At 52.1% G+C, this 2453-nt stretch carries 2 protein-coding genes and 2 rRNA genes; 3 read left to right on the top strand and 1 reads right to left on the bottom strand.

Going from position 1 to position 2453, the window contains the following annotated elements; translation table 11 throughout:
* Positions 1-39: 39 nt before the first annotated feature.
* Positions 40-156 (top strand): 5S ribosomal RNA (gene rrf, locus C7459_RS22695).
* Between the two features lie 148 nt (positions 157-304).
* A complete protein-coding gene (locus C7459_RS22690) occupies positions 305-949 on the top strand; it encodes a VC0807 family protein (protein ID WP_109691463.1) in 645 nt (214 codons plus the stop codon).
* A 34-nt stretch (positions 950-983) separates the two neighbouring features.
* Here the strand turns inward: C7459_RS22690 and C7459_RS22685 are convergent, their stop codons facing one another.
* On the bottom strand, positions 984-2021 hold the full coding sequence (locus tag C7459_RS22685; protein WP_109691462.1) for a gluzincin family metallopeptidase: 1038 nt from the start codon (positions 2019-2021) through the stop codon (positions 984-986).
* 245 nt (positions 2022-2266) lie between these two features.
* On the opposite strand from C7459_RS22685, the gene C7459_RS22680 reads away from it, so the two are divergent.
* Positions 2267-2453, top strand: a 16S ribosomal RNA gene (locus C7459_RS22680); the annotation flags it as partial.

Genomic DNA, 2453 nt, shown 5'->3' with positions numbered 1-2453 from the left:
GTCTTGAACTCACAAAGTTGCTCTACCCAGTTGTCACAGTCTCGTGATGATGGCGGAAAGGTCACACCTGTTCCCATCTCGAACACAGAAGTTAAGCTTTCCAGCGCCGATGGTACTTGGACCGCAGGGTCCTGGGAGAGTAGGACGTCGCGGGGCAATAGCATAAGGAACGAAAAGACCTGATCCAGTGCGGATCAGGTCTTTTTTCATGACTTCTGATACATGTGCTCGTCATGTAAATAGTTTATCATCTTGGTTAAGGTGTAATAATTCATATAAGACAGAAGGTGAGCGAGTGGCTGTTATGAACAGAAAGGAAATCATTCGCGGAATCCTCATCACGTTCTTTTTCAACTTTGCTGTTCCGCTGGGCGTTTATGAAGTGTTGAGCGGTCGAATCTCCGATGTGACGGCGCTGGCGATCGCGACGACCATTCCCTTGGTTGAAAACCTGTGGTTGTTTTTGCGACATCGTCGGGTCGATGCGTTTGGACTGTTCATGTTGTTTGGGTTCATGATCGCAATCTGCGCGGCCTTGGTCAGTGGAGATCAAAAAATGTTGCTGGTGCGTGAGTCATTCGTGTCAGTGGCGCTCGGGCTGCTCTGTCTGGGTTCGATCTTTATCGGTCGACCGTTGGTCTTTTATTTTTCGAAGCGTTTCGCGGTCGGTAACGACCCAGAGGCGCAACGGGAGTATGATCGCAACTGGCAGTATGCCTACTTCCGCAATACGATGTACCGGATGACGTTGGTCTGGGGGGTCGTGTGTCTGGTGGAAGCAGTTGTGCGGACAAGCTTTGTCTACGCGTTGACCGTGGAAGGGTTTCTGGCGGTATCCCCGTTTATCACGGCTGGTTTCTTCGGCGGTGCTGCGGTTTGGAACGTGGCGGCTGCCCGTCGTTTGCGGACGGAGATGGGAAAGATCAAGGGCAAACGTCAAATGGCGTAGCAAAGACCCGGTCCATACGGACCTGGGTCTTTTTTTAGATCGTGAAGTTGTCTTCGAAGTCAGTGATCGATTCCCCGAAGTGTTGCTGGAAGCTGGTTTCTACGCCGTAGCGCGGGATGTCGACGAGGAAGGCGCGGAACTGGTCTTCGCCGTAGGTTTGGAGCAGTTGGTTGACGGCGAGGTAATCGACCCATTCGACGTTGTAGCCTGCGGTGAGGATGTTGTCTTCGCTGGCTTCCAAGGGAAGCAGCTGGCCTGATCTTGCGACTTGGGCGATGGATTGGTTTTGGTGGTTGATTTGGTTTTGCACGGAGGTGGGGTCAAGCTGTTGTTGGCCAAGCAATCCGACGTGCCACGCCATGCCTTCGTTGATCCATGTCGGCAAGGATTCGCCGATGCCTTGTTGGTTGAAGATGACGTGGGTTAGTTCGTGGGTGAGCACGTTGGCGAGGTCGGTCTGGTCTTTTAGGTTATAGAGCGGAATCCAGATGGCGTTGCCGATGGTGATGCCACCGGTATTTGTGACGATGGCATTGATTTGGTCACGCGGGACGCCAGCTTGGAGCAAGGCTTGTCCGTAAGAGCGTTGGGAGGAGAACAGGGCGATCTCGGTTCCGGCGCTTGGTTTTTGGTTGAGTTGTTGTTGCAGGGTCGGGAGTGAGATGTCTTGGATGATCTGGGCGGCGGTCTGCAGGGTATTTTGGGAGACAGTGTTGTCGCCTGCGGTGAGTTTGAGCCCGCTCGTGATGTTTTGTTGTGCGCGCCCGCTTGTGGACTGGCGTGGTAGTTTGCGGACGCCGGAGCGGTGGATGACCGCTTGGTCGATCATCATCTGTTGGTTGAGTTGGTTGAGTTCGTTTACCATCTGACCGAATTGTTGTTGCATTTGTTGGGGGTTGGTTGTGTGGGTGAAAAGGTTTTGGAAGCGTTGTATGTCGTTCAGGAATTTCTGATGCCATTGATCAGTGATCGAATACTTCGGTTGCTGCATGGCGTTTGCTGGGGTGGCGTGGTTGAGCAGTGCCGCGAGGGGCAGTGCTAGGAGCAGTCCGGTGAGAAGATAGCGTTTCATGTTTGTTTCCTCCTTGTCTATGTTTCGCGTTTGATTGATTTCAGGATAGTTGATAAGTTCGGAAAAATTGTGGAAAAGCGTTGGTGTAGTTGCGGCGAAACTGTGAAGAATCTGGTAGTTGACTCTATGTAGTGTGTTATGTTATCTTAATACATGTCGCCGCGAGAGACACGGTGGTGACGCGATTGATCCTTGAAAACTAAACGAGTGATAGATGAGAATCGATTCGAGCCTTGAATCAAACTTTAATTGAGAGTTTGATCCTGGCTCAGGACGAACGCTGGCGGCGTGCCTAATACATGCAAGTCGAGCGGACTGATGTGGAGCTTGCTCCATGGATGTCAGCGGCGGACGGGTGAGTAACACGTGGGTAACCTGCCTGGCAGACTGGGATAACGCTTGGAAACGAGTGCTAATACCGGATGATCTCTT

The sequence above is a fragment of the Tumebacillus permanentifrigoris genome (genome assembly GCF_003148565.1).
GTDB lineage: Bacteria > Bacillota > Bacilli > Tumebacillales > Tumebacillaceae > Tumebacillus > Tumebacillus permanentifrigoris.
The sequence above is the reverse complement of the archived record's forward strand: the minus strand, read 5'-3'. Positions and strand labels throughout refer to the sequence as shown.

What these genes read in the sequence shown, in the direction of transcription:
- C7459_RS22685 (WP_109691462.1), bottom strand. Translation starts at nt 2,021, where the DNA reads ATGAAACGCTATCTTCTCACCGGACTGCTCCTAGCACTGCCCCTCGCG.
- C7459_RS22690 (WP_109691463.1), top strand. Translation starts at nt 305, where the DNA reads ATGAACAGAAAGGAAATCATTCGCGGAATCCTCATCACGTTCTTTTTC.